Raw genomic sequence first — 20,708 nt, 5'->3', positions numbered from 1 at the left:
GCGGAACTACTCACCGGCGCCTGCGGCACCGAGAGCTACTCGGAACCTCCTAAAATCGGAGCCATGTCGAAAGTGTTGAGCAGTCTGCCCGTGGGCGAGCGTGTCGGAATCGCATTCTCGGGAGGCCTCGACACATCCGTCGCCGTCGCCTGGATGCGCGAAAAGGGCGCGGTGCCCTGCACTTACACGGCCGACATCGGCCAGTACGACGAGCCCGATATCGAGAGCGTCCCCTCGCGCGCGGCGCAGTACGGCGCCGAGATCTCGCGCCTCGTCGACGCGAAGAGCGCCCTGGTGGAGGAGGGACTCGTCGCGCTGCAGTGCGGCGCCTTCCACATCCGCTCGGGCGGGAAGACCTACTTCAACACCACTCCCCTGGGCCGAGCCGTGACCGGCACCCTCCTCGTCCGCGCGATGCGCGAGGACGGCGTCGACATCTGGGGCGACGGCTCGACCTACAAGGGGAACGACATCGAGCGGTTCTACCGCTACGGCCTGCTCGCCAATCCGCGCCTGCGCATCTACAAGCCGTGGCTGGACGTGCAGTTCGTCAACGAGCTCGGCGGCCGCACCGAGATGTCGGAGTGGCTCGTCGCGCGCGGCTTCCCCTACCGCGACGCTACCGAGAAGGCCTACTCGACCGATGCGAACATCTGGGGCGCCACCCACGAGGCCAAGCGCCTCGAGGAGCTCTCCAGCGGCCTTGAGCTGGTCGAGCCGATCATGGGAGTCGCGTCCTGGCGCGACGAGGTCGAGATCGCCTCCGAGGTCGTCTCGGTGCGCTTCGAGGCCGGCCGCCCGGTGGCACTGAACGGCGTCGAGTTCTCGGATGCGGTCGCGCTGGTACTGGAGGCGAACGCGATCGGCGGGCGCCACGGCCTGGGCGTCTCGGACCAGATCGAGAACCGCATCATCGAGGCGAAGAGCCGCGGCATCTACGAGGCCCCGGGCATGGCCCTGCTCCACATCGCCTACGAGCGCCTGCTCAACGCGATCCACAACGAGGACACGGTGGCCCAGTACCACTCCGAGGGCCGTCGCCTGGGCCGCCTGATGTATGAGGGGCGCTGGCTCGACCCGCAGTCGCTGATGCTGCGCGAGTCGATTCAGCGCTGGGTCGGCTCGGCCGTGTCCGGCGAGGTCACTCTGCGACTGCGCCGCGGCGACGACTACACGATTCTCGACACCACCGGAGCGGCGCTGAGCTACCACCCCGACAAGCTCTCGATGGAGCGCGTGGGCGACGCCGCCTTCGGCCCGGAGGACCGCATCGGCCAGCTCACGATGCGCAACCTCGACATCGCCGACTCCCGCTCGCGGCTCGAGCAGTACGCGGCGGCCGGCCTGGTCGGCGGCGCGACCGCCGAACTTGTCGGCGAGCTCGAGATCGGCGAGGCCGACGCGATCACCGCGGGCGGTGGCTCGGCGGCCGCCGACGCACTCGGGCGAGCGACCGATCTGGCCTCGGAGGGTGCGGCGTTCGACGCCGGCACCGACTGAGGCCGCGGCTCAGGAGACGACGGAACCCGGGGTAGACGACCGCACCAGAGCGAGCGCGGCGTCGACGGTCTCGAGGGACGGCACCGGATCGACGCGGGCCAGAACCAGCGCCGCCACCAGCAGCGAGACCAGGACCTCGGCCTGCCCGGCGGCCCACTCGGGGCTGTCGGGCCAGCGGGCCAGCGCTCCCGCCCGCAGCGCACCGACCAGCTCAGCGCGGTAGTCCGCGATCACCTCGCGCACGGCGTCGTCGCGGGCGATCGGCGCAGCCGCGGCGTTGAGCAGGAGGCAGCCGCTGCGGGCCGAGAGTGTCCGGGAATCGGCGAGCGCCACCCGAAGCCCAGCGAAGTAGTCCGCGAGCGCCGTCGGTGACACTCCGGCGGGATCGACGAGGGGCGCCAGCCGCGGCCGGACGATCTCGTCGAGGTAGCTCTGCACCGCTGCGTCGAAGAGTCCGCGCTTGCTGCCGAAGGCGTGGTAGAGGCTGGAGCGGCGCAGTCCGGTCGCGAACTCCAGGTCCGGGAGCGACGCCTGTTCGAAGCCGTTCTCCCAGAACACGGCGCGGGCGGCGCGGACGACCTGCACGGTGTCGAAGCCCTGCGTGCGACCCACGGCGCCTCCTCCTGACCGGTGACGGATGCGGGACCGCACTGGCGCGGGCCACGCGCTCAGTATATTGTGGACCGGTCGATACACAAACGGCCCGGAACCCTTCGTGCCGCTGACATCTGCTGGAGGCTCCCGTGATCGTTCTCGGACTGGTGCTCGCCGCTCTCGCCGCGGTGCTGCACGTCTACATCTTCGTGCTCGAGTCGGTCCTCTGGAGGACCCCGCGCGCGCGCTCGACATTCGGCACGACCGCGAGCGAGGCGGAAGCGACGAAGGAGATGGCCTACAACCAGGGCTTCTACAACCTCTTCCTCGCGATCGTCACCGTGGTCGGCATCGTCGCCGTCGCGACCGGAGCTGTCGCCGTCGGCGCCGCGCTCGTGTTCGCGGGCACCGGGTCGATGGTTGCCGCGGCGCTCGTCCTCCTCCTCTCCGCCCCGACCAACCGCCGTGCCGCACTGACCCAGATGACTCCGGGTCTGCTCGCGGTGATCGCGCTCGCCGTCGGCCTCGCCCTCTGACCTGCTCCGCTCCACCACCACGAAAGGCGCCATGACCTCCGTCACCAGCACCCAGATCCAGCTCGTCCGCCGTCCCGACGGGTGGCCCGTCGCCGAGGACTTCCGCACCGCGAGCGTCGAGTACGGCGACCCGGCCGCGGGCGAGGTCCGCGTCGAGAACGCTTTCCTCTCCGTCGACCCCTACATGCGCGGCCGGATGAACGACGTGAAGAGCTACACCCCGCCCTTCGCCCTCGGCGAGACCATGACCGGCGGCGCCATCGGCCGGGTCACCGTCTCCGACGATCCGGCCTTCCCGGTCGGTAGTGCGGTCCTCCATCAGCTCGGCTGGCGCGACATCGCCCAGGCGGAGTCGTCGCAGTTCCGCGTCGTCCCCGAGATCCCGGGGGTCCCGCTCTCGCTGCGCCTCGGCGTCCTCGGCATGACCGGGCTCACCGCCTACGTCGGGCTCACTGCGATCGCCGGCATGAAGGAGGGCGATACCGTCTTCGTGTCGGGAGCCGCGGGGGCCGTGGGCTCGGCCGCCGGCCAGATCGCGCGGCTACTCGGCGCGACGAGGGTCATCGGATCCGCGGGCTCGGCGGAGAAGGTCGCGCTGCTGACGACGAAGTACGGCTACGACGCCGCCTTCGACTATCACTCCGGTCCCGTGCGCGAGCAGTTGGCCGAGGCGGCGCCCGACGGCATCGACGTCTACTTCGACAATGTTGGTGGCGACCACCTCGAGGCGGCGCTCGATGCCTTCCGCGACGGCGGGCGGGCGGCGCTCTGCGGAGCGATCGCCGGCTACAACAGCACCGGAAAGACCGCCGGACCCGACAACATGGCGAACATCATCACCCGCGGGCTCACGCTGCGCGGCTTCACCCTCTCGGGCTACCTCGACCACGCGCCGGCGTTCGATCGGCTGATGTCCGGCTGGCTCGCCGAGGGCAGAATCGCCTACGACGAGACCGTCGTCGAGGGCATCGACCACGCGGTGGACGCGTTCCTCTCGATGATGCACGGCGGCAACACCGGCAAAATGATCGTCCGCCTCTAGCCGGGCGCGGCGGGCGGGCCTCCTCTCCGGGTCGCCCCGCCCACCGCCATGTTCTCGAAGCGAGACCAAGGACCCGTGTCCAATCGCTCCGGACGGTGCCAGACTGCCGGGATGAGCACGTTCTCGCCGCGCCTCGCCGCCCGGGCGCTGACGGCAGCAGCACTCGTCCTCCTGCTCGGCGGCTGCGCGGGCGGCAACGGGCCGTCCACGGTGCGGACGCCGCTGCCCACGCCGACCGTCAGCGCGACTGCGACCGCACCGCCGGTCCCGATGCCGACCGTGACCGAGACGGTGACCGCGACTCCTCAGGCAGCGGTGACTCCGGCTCGCGAGCCCTCGACGTCTCGCTGTACCGGCTCCGACCTGACGATGGAGTACCGCCCGGATCCCGGCGCGTCCGGCGCCGGCAGCAGCGCCTTCGACCTGGTGCTCACCAATGTCTCCTCGAGCGCCTGCACCCTGGCCGGTATCCCGGGCGTGTACGCGATCGACGCGAGTGGCGCCCGGATCAGCGCGGTCGCCGACGCCTCCGGCCCGAACCCGCCGGGTCTGATCGAGGTCGCGTCGGGCGCCCGGGCGGACGTGCGGGTCGCCTGGCACTCGCCCGGCGCGTACGGCTGCACCGTCGGCACCTCCGCCGCCCTGGTCGCCGAGGTCCTCGACGCCGAGGACGGCGCGGTCCGCGCTCCCGCCGAGCTTGAGGTCTGCACCGATGGGACCGTGATGATGGACGCCTCTGCCTACAGGATGCTCTGAGCGCGACCCCTTGACCGGAACCTGTCGACCCGCGAGCCTCGCACTACACGTCCCCACCCCTCCCGGAGGTCACCATGAAGGTCGGCTCGCTCATTCTCCGTCTCGCCGTCGGCGGGCTCTTCGTCGGACACGGCTTGCAGAAGCTGCGAGGCTCGTTCGACGGCCCGGGCCTGGACGGCACCGAGCAGATGATGTCGAGCCTGGAGCTGCACCCGGCTCGGCGGAACGCGGTCGCCGCGGCGGTGACCGAGACGGCTGGCGGCGCGGCGCTGGCGCTGGGTGCCGCGACTCCGCTCGCCGCTGCCGGCCTGATCGCGACGATGGTCACCGCTGTGCGGAAGGTGCACTGGAGCAACGGACTCTGGAACACGGGCGGCGGCTGGGAGTACAACGGCGTCCTGGTGGCGGCGACGGCCGCGATCGTCGCGGACGGACCCGGCGCGCTCTCCTTCGACAATCTGATCGGCAAGAAGACGTGGGGTGCGGGGTGGGCGCTCTTCGCGCTCGTCGGCGGTGCCGCTGCGTCGACCGCGCTGATCGAAGCCGGTCGTCGCGCCGCCCCGGTCGCGGCGGCGGCCTCCTCTGAGTCCGAGGACGGATCCGGCGAGAGCTCCTCCTAGCCGCACCGCGCGCTCCCCGGGGAGCGACCGGGTCGCCGCATTCGAGCTGGGCGGCGCCCACGACAGTGCCGGGCACGAGGCGGAGTACGAACGGGTGCTGCCCGCTGGCCTGGATGACGAGCGACAGGCACGGCTGAGGATCCAGTCCGCCTCCACCCTCCGAAACCTCGGCCGCTACCCCGCACCGACACTAAGCGGTAGCGCGCAGCGCGTCAGCCTTCGAGCAGGATCGCGTCGATCTGGCTCATCGCCTGGCGCAGCCCCTCCTCCATGCCCATCTCGATCATCTGCTCGAGCTGCTCGACCGACTCGAAACGGCTGCTGAGGATCATCCGCGTCCGCCCCGGCGCGACCTCGTCGAGGACGACGGTCGCACGGGTCACGCCCATCGCGTCGACCGGATCGCCCCGCTCGTCGGCAAAGCCGTCCTCGAAGTCGAACCGGCTCGGCTCCTCAACGCGGGTCACCCGCCACCAGCCGCGCGCCTGCTCGCCGTCCGGGCCCGTCATGACGTAAGCGCTGCGTCCGCCCTCGACGGGCTCGTGCCGCTCGAACGTCGCGGGCCAGGTCGGTGGCCCCCACCAGCGCTCAAGCCGGCGCGGGTCGGTCCAGAGGAGCCAGACGCGCTCGATACCCGCGTCGAACTCGGCGGTGACGGTCAGGGTCAGTTCCTCGATGTCCTTGATGGACTGCAGCACGGTCATGTGCGTCTCCTTCTAGCACGTCCCGCGAGCCGGTCGGCTCCCGGGTGGTCACTCCTCAGTGAGGAGGTCCGACATGCGGTCGACCCTCCCCCGCCACAGCTGCTCGTAGGCGTCGAGCAGGCGCGACACCCGCCGCACCGTGGCGACCTCGCCCTGCACCAACTGCTCCCGACCACTGCGGCGCTTGCGTACGAGAGCCGCCCGCTCGAGGACGGCCACATGCTTTTGCACCGCCGCGAACGACATGTCGTATCGGGCCGCCAGCGCCGAGACGGACTGCTCACCGACGAGCACTCGGGCGACGATGTCGCGCCGGGTGCCATCGGCCAGCGCCCGAAAGAGCAGATCGACCTCGGGGTCCGCTTGTACAACCATATGGTTGCACGATAGACGTGGGCGCCGTACGGCGCAAGAGCGCTGTCGCACCTACCCGGCGCCCGTCAGCTCAGCGCGGATCAGTTCAGGCGCTCGCCGCGGCAGGTGCTCGCCGCGTCGAGAGCCTCGGCGGCGCCGTCCAGAACCCACTCCGGTAGGGCGCGCGTCGCGAACAAAGCAGCATAGAGCTGGGCCATCGAATTGTCGGGGTCGAGCCGCAGGGCCTCGTTGAGGTGGAGCGCAGCGAGGCTCGACACTCCGCGCGCCCACCAGCACCACGCGAGCACCGTGAGCACCGGCGACCGCGCTCCCTCGGGGGCGAGTGCTGCCGCCCGAGCCAGAAGCCGGGTCGCCTGAGTCAGCCGTCCGCGCTCCGGAGCCCGACCGGTCCCGAGGAGCAGCGCCGACATCTCCTGGTCGTGGTCGTCGCCCGGTCCGGCCAGGAACTCCCGTGCGGCGAGAGAGGACACGCTCTCCCCGGTCTGCGCGCTGAGGGCTTCGAGCCGCTCCTGGCGGTGCGCCTGCATCGCGCCCACCTCGGCGGTGCGAGCGATCTGCATCGTGACCTGGTCCCGCAGCGGCGGAAATTGCAGCATCCGGACGACCAGCCCCTCGCGGCGCACGTCGGGCGGCCCGGTGAGCCAGCGCTCGACGAGCGCCACCGTGTCGCCGAGCAGGGGCGGCCTCCCGAGCACCTCCCCGACGAGCGCGCGATCGGCCTCCGCGACGGCGGGAAGCGCGGAGAGCGCAGCGAGATCGAGCGGCTCGTCAACGACCGCCCGAGCGAAGACCCCCGTCTCGCTCCGCTCGATCTCGAGGAGCGGCCGCGGCTGTCGGCACTCCTCGGGCTCGGTGTAGCGCCCCCAGCCGTCGCCCGCCACGCAGGCCACCGCGACGATGCCGAGCCGGGTGCGCCCGAGACGCCGCAGCACCGCCCGCCCGAGGTCGAGCTGCGGGATGCCCCGCTTCTCGGCGTACCCCGCGGAGGTGTAGACCACCACCAGCACCGCGGTCGCGCGCGGCATGGTCTCCATCAGTCGAGCGCAGCCGCGCGCCAGAGCCTCGACCTCGGCGCGGCGCAATCGCTCCGGGAGGGGGAGGCGGAAGCCGCCGCCGGCGCGCGTCCCGAGGAATGGCACCACGACTACCGACTCCTCCGGACGGATGCCGATGATGGAGGGGACGGCGGCGAGGAGATCCTGGATCTCGCTCGCCCGAACGATCTCGGGGTCGCGGCGGCGGGACGAAGGAGTGGAGGTGCGCTGAGGTGATGTCATGACCGACACCCTGCTCGCCTCGCCGCGAGCGCAGGGGCAGCACAGCCGGATCCGTGGAGAGTCGCGGCGAAGCGATGCCTGTGGAGGAAGGCCTGCGCCCGCCGCCGCTCTCACACCACCGCGGGAGCCGCTCGCAGCACCTTCGCCATCGGCCGCCCCCGGGCGATCTCGTCGATCAGCTTGTCGAGGTATCGGATCCGCTGCATCAACGGGTCCTCGATCGTCTCAACACGCACTCCGCAGACCACGCCCGTGATCGCCGACGCGTGCGGATGCAGGCGCGCCGCCGCGAAGAACTCCTCGAACGTCGTCCTGGCCTCGAGGTGCTGCCGCAGCTGCGCGTCCGTGAAGCCCGTGAGCCAGCGCACTGCCTCATCGACCTCGTCCCGGGTACGACCCTTGCGTTCCGCCTTCGCGACGTAGAGGGGGTGCACGTCCGCGAACGCCACCGAGAAGATCCTGCTCATGGCCGGGAAGCGTACTCGCCCGCCGCCCGGCGCGGCAGAGGCGCCCGCCCCGCTATCCTCCCCAGTGGCCCTCGCGCCTCCACTCCACTCCGAAGCCGACAGAGAGAACCACCGTGAGCCTCCTGCGCACCAAGTCCGTCGAGCAGTCGATCGCCGACACCGACGAGCCCGAGTACAAGCTCAAGAAGTCGCTGTCCGCGCTCGACCTCACGGTCTTCGGCGTCGGAGTCGTCATCGGCGCCGGCATCTTCACCCTCACGGGTCGCGCCGCGCACGACATCGCCGGCCCCGCGATCGTCCTCAGCTTCGTCGTCGCCGCCTTCGCCTGCGCCCTCGCGGCCATGTGCTACGCCGAGTTCGCCTCGACGGTGCCCGTCTCGGGGTCGGCCTACACGTTCTCCTACGCCTCGCTCGGCGAGCTCTTCGCCTGGATCATCGGCTGGGACCTGATCCTCGAGCTCTTCCTCGGCGCGAGCGTGGTCGCGCAGGGCTGGAGCACCTACCTCAGCTCCCTCCTGGAGCAGCTGGGCGTCTCCCTGCCACCCGCGCTCGCCAACGGCGGAGTGGTCGATGTGCCCGCGATCCTCCTGGTGCTGGTGCTCGGCGCACTGATGACTCTCGGCATCAAGGAGTCGCTGCGCGTCAACCTGGTGCTCGTGGCGATCAAACTCTTCATCGTTCTGTTCGTCATCGTCGCGGGTCTGCAGTTCGTCACCATGGACAATTACTCGCCGTTCGTTCCCGCGGCCGAGCCCTCGCAGTCCGCCTCCGGCCTCACCCAGCCCCTGCTGCAGTTCCTCTCGGGCATCGAGCCCGCGACCTTCGGAGTCGGCGGCATCATCGCGGGCGCCTCCCTCGTCTTCTTCGCCTACATCGGCTTCGACGTCGTCGCGACCACAGCGGAGGAGACCCGCCGCCCGCAGCGAGACCTGCCCATCGGCATCATCGCGTCGCTCATCATCTGCACCGTGCTCTACTGCGCTGTCGCCCTCGTGGTGACCGGGATGGTGCCCTACCGCGAGCTGGACCCCTCCGCTGCGCTCGCCAATGCCTTCGCCTACCACGGGCAGGCCTGGATGGCGACGGTCATCTCCGCCGGTGCCGTCGCCGGCCTGACCACTGTGGTGCTGACGCTGCTGATCGGTGCGACCCGCATCATCTTCGCGATGGCCCGCGACGGACTGCTCCCCCGGCGTCTCGCCGCGGTCCACCCGCGCCTGCGCACGCCGTGGTTCACCTCCGTGGTGGTGACCGTCGTGGTCGCCCTGCTCGCCGGCCTCACCCCGATCGGCGTGCTCGAGGAGATGGTCAACATCGGCACGCTCTCGGCGTTCGTGCTGGTCTCGGTCGGTGTCGTCGTCCTCCGCCGCAAGCGTCCTGACCTGAAGCGGGGCTTCCGGGTGCCGCTGAACCCGTGGCTCCCGCTCTTGTCGGCGCTGATCTGCACCTACCTGATGCTCAACCTCTCGATCGAGACCTGGCTGCGCTTCCTGATCTGGCTGGCCGTCGGCTTCGGGATCTACTTCACGTACTCGCGCAGCCACGCGAAAATCGGGCGGTAGCACTCAGTCGGCCAGGCCCACCTTGGGCCTGGCCCACGAGCGCCCACGGGTGTCCTTGAGGATGTCGTACTCGACCTCGACGTGCGGTTCGATGGCGCTGTACTTATCGTTCGGGGCGCCGATAACGAGCTGGAAGCCGAGTCCCCGCCACGCACCGATCGCGCGCGCGGTGAAGTGGGCGTCCGCCTTGATCAGTGCCTCGTCCAGGAAGACCGGGGCGTAGCGGGGGCGGTCGGCGCCCGCGTCCCCGAGCTGGTAGCGCAACGCTGCTCCGACGATGAACGCGATCAGCTCCTGCGACTCACCACCGGACTTCTCGCCGATGTGGTCGTAGAGCGCGACGTGCGCGCGGGTGAGGGCATCGACGCGCTCGGCGCTGACGCGGACGTGATTGCGCACGTCGACGAGGTCGCCGAAGTCGGGCGCGGTGCGCCGCAGCCGCTGAATGAGCCGCGACATGCGTCGGTAGACCTGCTCCCGCTCCTCCTCCGTCGCCACGGCCTGAATCTGCGCGCGCACCTCGCGAAGTTCGCGCCGGAAGCGGCGGCGCACCTCCGACTGGTTCTCGCGGGTGGTGATCTGGAGGCGGTGCCCGTCGTCGTAGAACGGCAGATCCTGCATGATCACGTTGATCGGCTCGATGCGCTCGCGGATCTCTCTGAGGGAGCGGCCAAGCGTGGAGTCGAAGCTGGTCAGGTCGTTGCCGGAGAGGGTGAGGAGGCTGTCGCGCCACTCGGACTCGAGCCGGTGCAGACCGCTGGTCTCGAGCGCGTCGAGCAGGCGCTCGAAGTCGCCCGCGGAGGCCTCGGGATCGACGATCAGATTCGGGTTCGGCCAGCGGTCGAGGAAGCCGGCCATGATCCGGCCGACGCTCTCCCGCTGCTGCTCGTGCGCCTGCGCGGCGGAGCGGCGGTCCTCCTCTAGCCGCTGCGCCGCCGAGGCGAGCGCGGCGTCGAAGCGGACCAGCACGTCCGAGGCGCTGCCGGACGCGGCGGCCTCGGTCAGTGTAAAGCGGGCGTCGAGGAAAGCGCGCTCGTCGTCGTGCAGCTCGCGTCCGGCCCGCTCCGCAGCGTCGAGGGTTGCCTGACTCGCGTCGACGTCGTCGACCACCACGGCCCACTCCGCCTCGATCCGCTCGCGCTCCACGCTCGCCCGGGCGATCTCCTGTCGCAGCCGCTCCGTCCGCTCCCGGAGTTCGGCGATCTGCTCCTGCAGTCGCGCCAGCTCGGGGTTCGCCTCCGCCACCTCCCCGAGAACCGCGGTCCAGCGCTCCTGCTCCGCGACGAGCGAATCGACGTCGACCTGGTCCCACGAGACGCGGGTGATGCGGGCGAAACGGGTGAGACGGTCCTCGATCGCATCGAGCGCCTCCTCCGCGACTCGGGACGCCGCTGTTGCCGCCGTGCTGCGAGCCCGCGCCGTCTCGACGAGTGCGCTCAGCTCGCGCAGCCTCCGCGCATTCGAGAAGCCCAGGACGCTCGCCGCGCCGTGGCCGCCGTGCGCACCGCGCTGGCCCTGCGAGAGCTGACCGGAGAGAGTGAGCGCCAGATGGTGCCGCCCCAGCTCGTCCGCGTGGTCAACGCAGACGAAGCCGAAGCGGTCCTCGAGGCGGTCCTGCAGCCAGCCGGTGAAGGGCGTGGAGCGGTAGTCGAGACGACCGGGCAGCGTCGATGAGTCGAGGCCGCGCACCTCCTCAAGGCCGGTCTGCACGCCCTCGTAGCGGAGGCGGACCGGGAGCCGCACCGCATCGATCGCGGTGCGGAAGCGACCCAGGTGGGCGACGTCGAGCAGGAGCGTCGTCGCGAAGCCGCCGAGGGCAAGGCTGAACGCCTCTCGCCACGGCTCGAACTCGCTCCGTACCTCGACGAGCTCTCCCACGTAGGGCAGGTCCTCGGCCGAGAGGCCCGCTGCACGGGCGATCACCTCGCGCGCCTCGTGCAGCGGTCTCGGAATGCTGTCGTGATGCTGCGAGGCAGCGCGCTCCTCCGCCTCGAGCTCGGCGAGTTCGCGGGCGGCCGCCGTGCGCTGCGTCATCGCCTCCGAGTACGTCGCGCGGGCGTCGCGCTTCGCCTCGGCCGCGCCCGCGGCGTCGGAGGCGCGCGCGAGGACACCCTCGAAAGCCTCGCGGGTGGTCTCCTCACCCAGCGCACGCAGATCCTCGTCGAGCCGAACCCTGCTGTCGCGCACCGTCTCGAGCCGCCGCTGCACCTCGCGGAGTTCGCGCTGCGCCGTCTCGAGCCGATCGCCGCCGGAGGCCCGTAGCACCTCGGCCAGAGCGTCCCGCTCCGACTCCGCTGCCCCGGCCAGGGCATGCTTCTCGCGCAGCACCGCGTCGACGAAGCGCGTGCGCTCGCGCAGTTCGGCCTCGACATCGCGGAGGAGGCCGAGGCGCTTCTCCGCCCGCCACACGGCGGCCGGCGAGCCCGGGGCGTCGAGGTCGCCCAGGGCGTCGATCAGCCGCACGCGCTCGGCCGAGGCGGCGATGCGCAGGCGCAGGCCCCGCAGCGGCTCGAGTGCGGCGACCTGCTGGCGCGCGGTGAGCATCCGCTGCCGGGTGCCCTCGAGCTCGTCGAAATGGGCCACGACCGCGTCGGCCGAGGCGAGGGTCTCGGGCTCTTCGAGCACGAGCCGCTTGTAAAGGTCGTCGACCGTGGTGATCTGCTGCCCGGCCTGGATGCGCGCGAGCAGGCTCATTGCCTTCGACCCGGCGCCGGCGGCTCCGATGCCGAGCACCGCGTGCAGGCGGGCCGAGAACTCCCGGTCGGTAGCGAGCGGATCCAGGCCCGCCGCACGCAGCGACGCATCGGAGAAGCGGTGCGCCGCCGCGCCGTCGAGTGCGGCGAGGTCGACCGGGCCCTCAGCGCTCGCGCGGACGCGCACGGTCTCCTCGAGCACGCGCGCAGCGGCCGGGACGTACCAGGCCCGGACCGCGCTGAAGTGCGAGCCGTCGTGGTCGACCCAGGTCATCGCGACCGCGGTCCAGGTGTCGGTGCCGTCCCCGCGCAGGACGCGCATCCTCGTGCCCTCCTCCGTCCGCGACTCATCGAGCTTGCCGCGGGCGTAGGAGAGGATGTTCCGCTGGTCCTCACCGCGCGGTCGCCCCGTCACTCCGCCGTTGGAGGCGCCATTGAACGGCGTGGTGTGCGGCATCATCAACGCGATGTAGGCGTCCATCAGGGTCGACTTGCCGGAGCCGGAGCCGCCGCAGAGCAGGGTGGCGCCGGGCGAGAAGCGGACTCGGTGGGCGCCGTCGTAGCCGCCCCAATTGACCAGCTGCAGGTCCTCGGCGAGCCACTGCTGTCCGCGGGAGGCGGCGGGGATGAGGCCGAAGAGGGTGTCGAGCATGGTCATCGGGGGTCGTCCTCCGGGTCGGGGGTGTCAGCGTCGGGGGTGTCAGCGTCGACGGGATCATCCTCGCCGGGCTCGTCCTCGACGGGCTCCGGATCGCCGGAGTCCGCCTCCTCGGCGAGCGCCGTGTCGCTCCGCCCCTCCTGGGTCGCCTCATCACTCCGGCGCCCGCGCAGCCAGTCGCTCAGCTCCCGCAGCTTCGGCGCGCTCAGCACGATCTCCACGATCGGGCTGATCCGGTACCGCCCCGCCGACTCCTCCTCGACGATGCCGTCCCGGCCCAGCCGCTCCAGCGCTTTGCGGACCATCCGCTGCCGACGCGCGGTGTCGCGCTCGGCGTCCGCGAAGTAGCTGAGCACCGTCTGCTCGACCTCCTCAACGTCCACCCGCGCCGACGGCTCGCCGGCCGCCGACTCCCGCTGGTACACGGTGCGCAGGTGCACCAGAACCAGCGTCTCGGCGCGGGTGTAGGGGAGATCGCGCAGCAGCACCGGCATCTCGACCTCGTCGGAGCGCACCTGCTGCTTGTAGGCGACTCCGCGCTCGTGGTCGACGATCAGCCGCACGAACAGGTCGTTGAGCCGCGACTCGATCAGTTGCCGATGCTCCTGGAGCACGGCCCACTGCTCCCGGTGCCGGTCGGCGAGGAGGAAACGGCGTTGCAGCACGTGCACGAGCACGCGGCGGACCTCGGTGTCGAGGACGCCGCGGTCGCCGGGGAAGAGCTCGTCGGGGTCCTCCTCCATCGACACGGGCGCGATGAACGGATCGACGGCGGGCTCGTCGGCTGCCACGGGGTCAGTCATCGTCGGTCTCCTTCTCGGTGCGGGCGGTCACGGATCCGAAGGCGAAGCGGCGGGTGGTCCCGTCAGGTCTGCGGGCGCTCACGACGGAGTAGCCCTCGCCGTCGACGAGGCCCGTGCGGTGCGCGATCTCGAGCAGACCGAGCAGGTCGACGGGCCGTCGCGTCTCCTCCGGAGCCGCGCTGAACGCGTCCCCCAGGTCGAACTCGTCGCCGAGCTGCGCGACGTAGGCCTCCAGCTCGGCGTAGCGAGGGCCGCCCCAGGCACGACTGTCGTCGCCGATGAACTCCGCCGCATCGTCCTCGGCCAGCGGAGCCGGTCCCCCGGCCGGTCGCACGTCCCCCAGCGTCTGCCGCAGGTGACCGATCCCGGCGACCGGCAGGTGCACCAGCGGTGCGACCGGCGCATCCGGGGAGACTCCGCCGGTCCACTCCTGCAGCCCCGCCATCACCTCGCGTAGCAGCTCGTCCACCTGGCGGTCGCGGGCCGGATCGTGGGTGCGGACCTGGCCCGTGATGACATGGGAGGCGCGGCGCTGCGCGGTCAGCACCTCCTGGACGCCCAACTCCACCCGGCGGCCGATCGCGCTGAGCTCCGCCCGCTGAGCCGGATCCATCAGGCGAGAGAACGGCTGCACGAGCACCGTGTGCAGCTGATCGGCCAGCGCGTCGATCCGCTCGGCGTCGCCGAGAAGCCGGAGCGCTCCAGCGAACGCCCGGCCCTCGCTGGTGGCCTGCATCACGTGCTGCCCGCGCTCCAGATACTCCCGCAGCACGTCCCCGGTGGGCCGGACGTCACGGCGCAGGTCGGCGACCACGTCGCGCTGCATCGCCTTGATCGACTCGGCCACCCTCGCGAAGTCGGCCGGTAGCTCGCGCGCGAGGTGGACCACATTCTCGGCCTCCTCGAGCAGCTGCTCGTCATCGATCGGCTCGAGACCGGCGCCCTCCTCCAGGGCCCCGATCTCGGCGTCGAGGCGCGCCCGCTCCTCGCGCAGCCGCGCCAACCGGGCCTGCGGGTCGGGCTCGACGTCCGCGGCCAGGCGCTCGACCGCCTCCAGGAGCGTGCGCACCCGCGAGTTCGAGACCCGCGTACGGCCGCCGCCGGTGCGTCCGGTGATCTCGAGCGCGCTGACGGCGTGCGCGCTGAGGCGGTAGACCTCCGCCTCCCCGTCGATCTGTGGGACGAGCCAGCCGACGCGGACCCAGTAGCGGCAGAGCTCGCGCGCCGTGCCGCTCGGCAGCGCCCGCTCCCCCTCGTCGTAGCCGGCCGAGCGCAGCTCCTCCAGCAGCTCGCCGACCTCGGCGTGCGCGTCCGCCACGGCGACGACGTGCCGGTCGACCGTGAACACGAGCGAGAGGGCGGCGACGACGAACGGCGCGTACCGGCCGTGCAGGAGATCGAGGGTCGGCGTCCGGAAGGCGCCGAGGGAGCGCAGGTAGGCGGCCTCGGCACGGGAGTTCGACATCGCCCTCCAGGATAGGCGGCGGGCCGGAGGTGTGCGGACGATCGCGGCGGACGCGCCTCCCGCTTGCACCGACCGCCTGGCCGAGGTATGCCTCTTCGTCATGTTCTCGTCGCTACTGTCACTGTCGCTCGAACCGAGGTCGGATCCGCTGCGCTCGGCCGGCCCGTCCTGCCCTGGATCGACCACGGAGTTCCCGGATGTCGCTACACACTGAGAACGAGACCGCGCTGTGGATCGAGTCCTGCACGGATGAAGAATTCGTTCGCGTGTGCACTATCGCGCACTTCCTGCTCTACCACGGCCCGCACACCGCCTCGGGTCGGTCGATGTCGTATGCCCAAGCGGGCGCCATTGCCGCCGTCTCCATTCACGAACGTGCCCCGAGAAAGCTCAAGCGACATCGGAGGGACTTCACGCATGCTCTTCCCGACCGGTCCCCGTGGCCGAAACGGCGGACCAACGACATCGTCATGGCGGCTCTCCCGACCTACGACAGCGTGAACAGCGACGTCATCGACTTTTGAGCCGAATCCCCCGTCGACGCGCGGAACCACGTTGACCGGATGGCACCGCTCTCCCCCGCCGTCCACCGTTTGGCCACTGCATTCGGCGGGTAGATGAGAGTGCTGGTGGCGGAGTCGTGCACGGCGAGTTCGGTGCCGTACTCGTCCGTCGCCATGACCCCTCTCATCATCGTCCTCCGCACCAGGTGCTCGCCGAAGACGGTCCCGAGGGCGTTAACCGAGACCGTCGGATCACTGGGATTCTCTGCCGGAAAATAGCGCCAGCTCTGCAGAATCAGTTCGTAGAGCGACACGATCTGCGCGATGTCGGCCACCTCCACGCCGAGGTCGGCCGCGAGCGGGAGATGCCCCGCCATCCAGGTCTTCTCGGCCTCGTTCGGCTCGGAGAACCGCGGCTCGGTCTGAATGAACGCGAGGGGCCGCTTCGACGCGGGCCGCTGGAAGAACTTCTTCACGGCGAGGATCCTATGCAGGAGCGATCTCCTGCAGGACTCGCTGGCGTGGATCGAGGTTCGACTGGTCCCCGTGATCCCGGAGTCGGCCTCGATCCGCAGAGCGAGCCGATCACGCGGCCGCGGCGGGCAAGAGCCCGCACACACAGGAAACCCTGACGGCAGTAGCTGCTCACCAGGGCTTTCTCGTCGGGCTGACAGGATTTGAACCTGCGACCCCTTGACCCCCAGTCAAGTGCGCTACCAAGCTGCGCCACAGCCCGTGGCAGTCCGGGCCGAGGCCCGGGCAACTCGACTACCCTAGCGGATGCCGACGCCGGAAGCGAAAACGAGCGCAACCCGTAGACTCACCTCGCGGAACGCGTCGGCACCGGCCGATGCGCCGCCGACAACTCGGGAGGCATCAGCAGTGGATGCGCGGCAGAAGCGATCACAGGTGGCCCTGCATCGGGCAATCATCGAACTCGCGACCGACTGCGACGTCGCTACACTGACCGTCTCCGAGATCACCGGTCTCGCGGGCGTGAACCGCTCCACCTTCTACGCCCATGCCTCCTCCGTCGCGGAACTGCTCTGCGCGGCCCTGCGGGACGAACTCGACCTGATCCGCGAGGGCTACCTCCAGCAGCTCCGCAGCGGCGCCGCCACCGACGCGAGCATCCGCGAAGCCACTGCCTGCGTCCTCGGGCACCTCGACGGCCACCGCGACCTCTATCTGCGGGCCTTCGACGCGCCCGGCGGCGACTCCGGACTGCGCGCGATGCTCGCCGATCACTTCCGCGGCGCCGTCTCGGCGACCCTGGACACCGGCGTCCTCGACGTCCCGGCCGCGAACACTCCGCTCGGATTCCTCGAAAACGCGACCGCCTCATTCCTCGCGGCAGGCTCCGTCGGCCTGATGGAGCAGTGGCTCCGCCTGCCCGCCCCGCGCGACCCCGACGTGTACCTCGGCGCGTACCGTCGGCTCCTGCCGCCCTGGTGGCCCTTCGCGCCCGTCGGCTGAGCGTCGGCGCTCTGCGCAGACTCGGACGGCCCGCGGGAGGAACCCCCGCGGGCCGGACTCGTCGCAGCAAACGGTCAGCGCGCGCGCTTCTCCCGGACCCGCATGTTGACGTTCACCGGCGACCCCTGGAAGCCGTAGATCTCGCGCAGGCGGCGCGCGATGTAGCGGCGGTAGCCCGGGTCGAGGAAGCCGGTGGTGAAGAGCACGAATGTCGGTGGGCGTGATGAGGCCTGGGTGCCGAAGAGCACGCGCGGCTGCTTTCCCCCGCGCAGAGGGTGCGGGTGCGCCGCGGTCAGCTCGGCGAGGAAGGCGTTGAACTTGCCGGTCGGAATGCGGGTGTCCCACGACTCGAGGGCGAGTTCGAGCGCCGGCACGAGCTTCTCGAGGTGGCGGCCGGTGCGGGCCGAGATGTTGACGCGGGGCGCCCAGGCCACGTGCGCCAGATCCGTCTCGATCTCGCGTTCCAGGTAGCGGCGGCGCTCGTCGTCGAGCAGGTCCCACTTGTTGAACGCGAGCACCAGCGCACGACCCGACTCCAGCACCAGATCGATGATGCGCACGTCCTGCTCCGAGATCGGCTGCGAGACGTCGAGGACGACGACGGCGACCTCGGCCTTTTCGAGCGCAGTCGAGGTGCGCAGCGATGCGTAGAAGTCGGCGCCCTGCTGCAGGTGCACGCGGCGGCGGATACCCGCGGTGTCGACGAAGCGCCACACCTTCCCGGCGATCTCGACCTGCTCGTCGACCGGGTCGCGCGTGGTGCCGGCGAGTTCGTTGACGACCACCCGCTCCTCCCCCGCGGCCTTGTTGAGCAGGCTGGACTTGCCGACGTTCGGACGGCCGAGGATCGCGACACGGCGCGGGCCGCCGACCTCGCGCTTGGCGACGGCCGACTCGAGCGGCAACTTCTCGAGCACCGCGTCGAGCAGGTCGGCCACGCCGCGCCCGTGGACGGCCGAGACGGGGCGGGGCTCGCCGAGACCGAGCGACCACAGCGAGGCGGCGTTGGGCTCCTGGCGGGCATCGTCCACCTTGTTGGCGGCGAGGAAGACCGGCTTCTTCGTCTTGCGGAGCAGCTTCACGACATGCTCATCGGTTGCGGTCGCGCCGACGTTCGCGTCGACGACGAAGATCACGGCGTCGGCGAGGTCGATGGCGATCTCGGCCTGCATCGCAACGGACGCGTCGATCCCGCGCGCGTCGGGCTCCCAGCCACCGGTGTCGACGATGGTGAACGAGCGGTCGATCCACTCCGCCTTGTACGACACGCGGTCTCGGGTGACGCCCGGGGTGTCCTCGACGACGGCCTCGCGGCGGCCGAGGACGCGGTTCACCAGCGCCGACTTGCCGACGTTCGGGCGGCCCACGATCGCCACGACCGGGAGGGCGGGGAGGTAGCGGACCTCGTCCGAGTCCTCGCCGGCGAACTCGAGGAGGTCGAGGTCCTCCTCGTCGAGGGCGTAGTCCGCGAGTCCGCTGCGGAGCGCCTGCGCGCGTGAGGAGGCGAGCTGCTCGTCGAGGTCGCCGAGGCGCTCAACGAGGTCGTCGTCTCCGAAGTTCAGCTCGTCGTCACCGACGTGCGTGTCCTGTGCCATGATCGGCCCTTGCTCTCGAAGTTCGGACCTCGGCGACGACCGCGTCGACGGTCTGCTCGAAGTCGAGATGAGTGGAGTCGAGAAGAGTGACTCCGTCTGCGGCGTTCATGAAGTCGACGACCTGCGAGTCGGCGCGATCCCTTGACCGCAGTGCCTGACCCGTCGCCTCGGCGGATTCCGTGGTGACCTCGCGCGAACGCCTGGCCATTCTAGCCTCTTCGCTCGCGGTCAGGAGGATCCGCACCGGAGCGGTGGGAGCGACGACCGTCGTGATGTCGCGGCCCTCGACGATGATTCCCTCGCGCCGCGTCTCCCCGATGATCCGCCGGAACAGCAGCGTAATCCTCCGGCGGACCTCGGGCACCTTCGCCACGGCCGAGACGCGCGCGGTGACCCGGGGCTCCCGGATTGCGGCGGTCACCTCGGTCGGGCCGACCCAGACCGAGTACGACTCCGGGTCGGTGCCGATGGAGTAGTCGAAGCCGTCGAGCGCATCGACGATCGCGTCCTCGTCCTCGAAGTCGACTCCACGATCCAACCCGTGCCAGGCGAGTGCGCGGTAGGCGGCGCCCGTGTCGAGAAACTCGAAGTCGAGGCGGCGGGCCGCCGCTCGCGACACGCTGGACTTGCCGCTGCCGGCCGGGCCGTCGATCGCGACCACGACGGCCTCACCGAAGTCGCCCTGCACCACGGCCTCGGAGCGGGCCTCGCTCTCGGGAGCCGCGCCCCCGTCCTCCGGGATGCTCTGCTGCGCGCGGCGGGCGGGCGTCATCCTGTTCAGGCCGCCCTCCTGCCTGTTCTGCTCGGTGCTCATCCGGCGATCCTCCAGCCGCGTATGGTCAGTTCCTCGGTGAGCGGCGCGACCGCCTCGGGTACCACGGAGATCTCGGCGAGCCCCACTCTGCGCCCCTGCGCGTGCTCGAGACGCACATCCTCGAGGTTGACGCCCGCCTCGCCGATCTCGACGAGGAGCCGCGCGAGAGTTCCTGGCGAATCGTCGATGAGCACGATCAGAGTGGAGAAACGCTGGTCCTGACCGTGCTTACCGGGCAGGCGCGCCACTCCCGCGTTACCCGCGGCGAGGTGCTCGGCGAGGACGCGGCGCGACCCCGGCGCATCGAGGTCGCGGAGCGCGTCGGCGACCGCGGCGACGTCGTCCCGGAAGGCGTCGAGCACCGCGACGACATGCTCACGGTTGGCCGCGAGGATCTGCATCCACAGCTCGGGTGCGGAGGCGGCCAGGCGCGAGACGTCGCGGACGCCCTGCCCGGCCAGGCGCAGAGCCGCGTTCGGAGCATCGAGGAGGCGCTGGCCGAGCAGCGAGGAGATCACCTGCGGGGCGTGAGAGACCAGCCCGACCGAGAGGTCGTGCTCCTGCGGATCCATCTCCACGATGGTGCCGCCGAGATCCAGCGCGAGACCCTCCACCCGCGCGAGCACCTCGGAGGTCGTCTCGCCGTCGCGGCAGATCACCCAGGGACGACCGACGAAGAGGTCGCCGCGCGCCGCGACCGGGCCGCCGCGCTCGCGGCCGGCCATCGGGTGCGAGCCGATGTAGCGGGCGAGGTCCACGCCACGGGAGCGCAGCTCGCGCAGGGGCTGCGTCTTCACGCTCGCCACATCGGTGACGACCGCCTCGGGGTATGCCGCGAGCTCGCGCTCGACGACGCTCGCGGTGACGTCCGGAGGGACGCACACGACGACCAGGGACGGCCGATCATCGGCGGAGGCGGCGCGGCCGGCCCCGTAGTCGATGGCGAGAGACAGGCTCGCGGGCGACGCATCGTCCAGGACGACGTCGATCCCGCGCGAGGCGAGACCGAGGCCGATGGAGGCGCCGAGCAGGCCGGAGCCGACCACCCGCACCGTGCCGGTCGTCCGCAGGGCGGGCGGGGCGGGGTGCAGGAGTTCGTTCACCCCGACAGCCTAGCGATCGATGCGGCGCTGCTTGTCGGTGCCGGAGCGGCGCGGAGCAGTCGCTCCCCCGCGGCCGCCTGTGGAGGAGCCTCCGCGGTCGCCGGAGCGGTCGCCCGAGCGCTCCGCCTCACGCCGTGGACGCCGGGCCCCCACGCTCGCCTTCTT

At 71.0% G+C, this 20,708-nt stretch carries 20 protein-coding genes and 1 tRNA gene; 8 read left to right on the top strand and 13 right to left on the bottom strand.

Annotated elements, in window-relative coordinates; all coding sequences use genetic code 11:
* Positions 1-63 precede the first annotated feature (63 nt).
* Complete coding sequence (gene argG / locus A6122_RS05520; protein WP_068252522.1) at positions 64-1,500, top strand: argininosuccinate synthase; 1,437 nt, start codon at positions 64-66, stop codon at positions 1,498-1,500.
* 9 nt (positions 1,501-1,509) lie between these two features.
* On the opposite strand, the gene A6122_RS05515 is transcribed toward argG, so the two are convergent.
* Positions 1,510-2,112: a TetR/AcrR family transcriptional regulator gene (locus A6122_RS05515; RefSeq protein ID WP_068252520.1), complete on the bottom strand. Its 603-nt coding sequence runs from the start codon at positions 2,110-2,112 to the stop codon at positions 1,510-1,512.
* Between the two features lie 131 nt (positions 2,113-2,243).
* Here A6122_RS05515 and A6122_RS05510 point away from each other — a divergent pair, with 131 nt between their 5' ends.
* From A6122_RS05510 to A6122_RS15690, 5 genes are all read left to right on the top strand, one after another.
* The gene (locus A6122_RS05510; RefSeq protein WP_068252518.1) at positions 2,244-2,630 is read left to right on the top strand and encodes a DUF1304 domain-containing protein; all 387 of its coding nucleotides are present in this window, start codon (positions 2,244-2,246) and stop codon (positions 2,628-2,630) included.
* Positions 2,631-2,661: 31 nt separating this feature from the next.
* Positions 2,662-3,672, top strand: coding sequence for an NADP-dependent oxidoreductase (locus A6122_RS05505; RefSeq protein ID WP_068252515.1), 1,011 nt, complete (start codon positions 2,662-2,664; stop codon positions 3,670-3,672).
* Between the two features lie 111 nt (positions 3,673-3,783).
* Positions 3,784-4,428, top strand: a complete 645-nt coding sequence (locus A6122_RS05500) for a DUF4232 domain-containing protein (RefSeq protein ID WP_068252513.1) — start codon at positions 3,784-3,786, stop codon at positions 4,426-4,428.
* A 74-nt stretch (positions 4,429-4,502) separates the two neighbouring features.
* Positions 4,503-5,048: a DoxX family protein gene (locus A6122_RS05495; protein ID WP_068252510.1), complete on the top strand. Its 546-nt coding sequence runs from the start codon at positions 4,503-4,505 to the stop codon at positions 5,046-5,048.
* Entirely contained in the window at positions 5,011-5,373 is a 363-nt protein-coding gene (locus A6122_RS15690; RefSeq protein ID WP_084415838.1) for a tetratricopeptide repeat protein, read from the top strand. Before A6122_RS05495 ends, A6122_RS15690 begins: the two co-directional genes overlap by 38 nt.
* Here A6122_RS15690 and A6122_RS05490 read toward each other — a convergent pair.
* The 4 genes from A6122_RS05490 to A6122_RS05475 all read right to left on the bottom strand — a co-directional run bounded on the left by A6122_RS05490 (position 5,261) and on the right by A6122_RS05475 (position 7,871).
* Positions 5,261-5,752, bottom strand: a complete 492-nt coding sequence (locus A6122_RS05490; protein ID WP_068252507.1) for an SRPBCC family protein — start codon at positions 5,750-5,752, stop codon at positions 5,261-5,263. The two genes, A6122_RS15690 and A6122_RS05490, sit on opposite strands and share 113 nt — an antisense overlap.
* 48 nt (positions 5,753-5,800) lie before the next feature.
* Positions 5,801-6,127, bottom strand: a complete 327-nt coding sequence (locus A6122_RS05485) for an ArsR/SmtB family transcription factor (RefSeq protein WP_068252504.1) — start codon at positions 6,125-6,127, stop codon at positions 5,801-5,803.
* Positions 6,128-6,207: 80 nt separating this feature from the next.
* A complete protein-coding gene (locus A6122_RS05480; protein WP_146085093.1) occupies positions 6,208-7,404 on the bottom strand; it encodes a DUF4192 family protein in 1,197 nt (398 codons plus the stop codon).
* A 110-nt stretch (positions 7,405-7,514) separates the two neighbouring features.
* Positions 7,515-7,871: a DUF2200 domain-containing protein gene (locus A6122_RS05475; RefSeq protein WP_068252498.1), complete on the bottom strand. Its 357-nt coding sequence runs from the start codon at positions 7,869-7,871 to the stop codon at positions 7,515-7,517.
* 113 nt (positions 7,872-7,984) lie between these two features.
* Between A6122_RS05475 and A6122_RS05470 the strand changes: the two genes are divergently transcribed.
* A complete protein-coding gene (locus A6122_RS05470) occupies positions 7,985-9,433 on the top strand; it encodes an amino acid permease (protein ID WP_068252494.1) in 1,449 nt (482 codons plus the stop codon).
* A gap of 3 nt (positions 9,434-9,436) precedes the next feature.
* On the opposite strand, the gene A6122_RS05465 is transcribed toward A6122_RS05470, so the two are convergent.
* From A6122_RS05465 to A6122_RS05440, 5 genes are all read right to left on the bottom strand, one after another.
* Positions 9,437-12,784, bottom strand: coding sequence for an ATP-binding protein (locus tag A6122_RS05465; protein WP_068252491.1), 3,348 nt, complete (start codon positions 12,782-12,784; stop codon positions 9,437-9,439).
* Complete coding sequence (locus tag A6122_RS05460) at positions 12,781-13,587, bottom strand: DUF4194 domain-containing protein (RefSeq protein WP_084415837.1); 807 nt, start codon at positions 13,585-13,587, stop codon at positions 12,781-12,783. The genes A6122_RS05465 and A6122_RS05460 overlap by 4 nt, the downstream gene beginning before the upstream one ends.
* Positions 13,580-15,052 carry a DUF3375 domain-containing protein gene (locus A6122_RS05455; protein WP_068252488.1) on the bottom strand — a complete coding sequence of 491 codons (1,473 nt, stop codon included), beginning with the start codon at positions 15,050-15,052 and terminating at the stop codon, positions 13,580-13,582. The genes A6122_RS05460 and A6122_RS05455 overlap by 8 nt, the downstream gene beginning before the upstream one ends.
* A 487-nt stretch (positions 15,053-15,539) precedes the next feature.
* Positions 15,540-16,031 (bottom strand): DUF3806 domain-containing protein, encoded by a 492-nt coding sequence (locus tag A6122_RS05445; RefSeq protein ID WP_068252482.1) that lies wholly within the window; start codon positions 16,029-16,031, stop codon positions 15,540-15,542.
* Positions 16,032-16,217: 186 nt separating this feature from the next.
* Positions 16,218-16,291 (bottom strand) — tRNA-Pro (locus A6122_RS05440).
* A gap of 173 nt (positions 16,292-16,464) precedes the next feature.
* On the opposite strand from A6122_RS05440, the gene A6122_RS05435 reads away from it, so the two are divergent.
* Positions 16,465-17,031, top strand: a complete 567-nt coding sequence (locus A6122_RS05435) for a TetR/AcrR family transcriptional regulator (RefSeq protein WP_068252479.1) — start codon at positions 16,465-16,467, stop codon at positions 17,029-17,031.
* 74 nt (positions 17,032-17,105) lie between these two features.
* On the opposite strand, the gene der is transcribed toward A6122_RS05435, so the two are convergent.
* From der to A6122_RS05420, 3 genes are read right to left on the bottom strand one after another with little or no spacing between them, the layout of a single operon-like run.
* Positions 17,106-18,626, bottom strand: a complete 1,521-nt coding sequence (gene der, locus A6122_RS05430; protein ID WP_068252478.1) for a ribosome biogenesis GTPase Der — start codon at positions 18,624-18,626, stop codon at positions 17,106-17,108.
* Entirely contained in the window at positions 18,601-19,440 is an 840-nt protein-coding gene (cmk, locus tag A6122_RS05425) for a (d)CMP kinase (protein ID WP_237358239.1), read from the bottom strand. The genes der and cmk overlap by 26 nt, the downstream gene beginning before the upstream one ends.
* Complete coding sequence (locus A6122_RS05420) at positions 19,437-20,543, bottom strand: prephenate dehydrogenase (protein WP_068252476.1); 1,107 nt, start codon at positions 20,541-20,543, stop codon at positions 19,437-19,439. Before A6122_RS05420 ends, cmk begins: the two co-directional genes overlap by 4 nt.
* Between the last annotated feature and the right edge of the window lie 165 nt (positions 20,544-20,708).

This window comes from Rathayibacter tritici (assembly GCF_001641005.1).
GTDB lineage: Bacteria > Actinomycetota > Actinomycetes > Actinomycetales > Microbacteriaceae > Rathayibacter > Rathayibacter tritici.
Note: the sequence above shows the minus strand (reverse complement) of the source record. Positions and strands in the feature narration are given on the sequence as shown.

Excerpts from the sequence above, each read along its gene's own strand:
- argG (WP_068252522.1), top strand. The coding sequence starts at position 64 with ATGTCGAAAGTGTTGAGCAGTCTGCCCGTGGGCGAGCGTGTCGGAATC.
- A6122_RS05505 (WP_068252515.1), top strand. The coding sequence starts at position 2,662 with ATGACCTCCGTCACCAGCACCCAGATCCAGCTCGTCCGCCGTCCCGAC.
- A6122_RS05500 (WP_068252513.1), top strand. The coding sequence starts at position 3,784 with ATGAGCACGTTCTCGCCGCGCCTCGCCGCCCGGGCGCTGACGGCAGCA.
- A6122_RS05495 (WP_068252510.1), top strand. The coding sequence starts at position 4,503 with ATGAAGGTCGGCTCGCTCATTCTCCGTCTCGCCGTCGGCGGGCTCTTC.
- A6122_RS05490 (WP_068252507.1), bottom strand. The coding sequence starts at position 5,752 with ATGACCGTGCTGCAGTCCATCAAGGACATCGAGGAACTGACCCTGACC.
- A6122_RS05485 (WP_068252504.1), bottom strand. The coding sequence starts at position 6,127 with ATGGTTGTACAAGCGGACCCCGAGGTCGATCTGCTCTTTCGGGCGCTG.
- A6122_RS05480 (WP_146085093.1), bottom strand. The coding sequence starts at position 7,404 with ATGACATCACCTCAGCGCACCTCCACTCCTTCGTCCCGCCGCCGCGAC.
- A6122_RS05475 (WP_068252498.1), bottom strand. The coding sequence starts at position 7,871 with ATGAGCAGGATCTTCTCGGTGGCGTTCGCGGACGTGCACCCCCTCTAC.
- A6122_RS05465 (WP_068252491.1), bottom strand. The coding sequence starts at position 12,784 with ATGACCATGCTCGACACCCTCTTCGGCCTCATCCCCGCCGCCTCCCGC.
- A6122_RS05460 (WP_084415837.1), bottom strand. The coding sequence starts at position 13,587 with ATGACTGACCCCGTGGCAGCCGACGAGCCCGCCGTCGATCCGTTCATC.
- A6122_RS05455 (WP_068252488.1), bottom strand. The coding sequence starts at position 15,052 with ATGTCGAACTCCCGTGCCGAGGCCGCCTACCTGCGCTCCCTCGGCGCC.
- der (WP_068252478.1), bottom strand. The coding sequence starts at position 18,626 with ATGGCACAGGACACGCACGTCGGTGACGACGAGCTGAACTTCGGAGAC.
- cmk (WP_237358239.1), bottom strand. The coding sequence starts at position 19,440 with ATGAGCACCGAGCAGAACAGGCAGGAGGGCGGCCTGAACAGGATGACG.